This is a genomic window from Corynebacterium sp. UMB6689, from assembly GCF_030215295.1.
Lineage (GTDB): Bacteria > Actinomycetota > Actinomycetes > Mycobacteriales > Mycobacteriaceae > Corynebacterium > Corynebacterium aurimucosum.
Genome location: NZ_JASOLS010000166.1, coordinates 1 through 274, shown reverse-complemented (window position 1 = coordinate 274; position 274 = coordinate 1). Strand labels below are relative to the sequence as shown.

The following is a 274-nucleotide window of genomic DNA, read 5'->3' as shown; positions in this document are numbered from 1 at the left end:
CACCAGTTTCCAGTCCTCCAAAGCAGACACCAACACCGGCGGAGGCATCTGCCCGGTCCTACCCTTAGCAGCTAATAGTTTGGAGACAGCCTGCGCATTTCGCGGATCTGCCCCGATTCCATACACAGTGTCAGTGGGAATAACAACTAGCTCGCCCTTCTGGGCTGCCTCTTGCAACGGCTGGGCGGCTTCGGAAGCTGGATACACATTCATGTCCCCCATTTTAGGGCGACGAGCAAATAGATAACGATCTCGACCAGTAAGATCCTTCATG

General features: G+C 54.4%; 1 protein-coding gene. It reads right to left on the bottom strand.

Annotated features, from left to right (window positions below; genetic code table 11):
• On the bottom strand, nucleotides 1–213 hold a 213-nt coding region (locus tag QP363_RS13095; protein WP_284764802.1), incomplete at its 3' end, for an L-threonylcarbamoyladenylate synthase.
• Nucleotides 214–274: the final 61 nt, after the last annotated feature.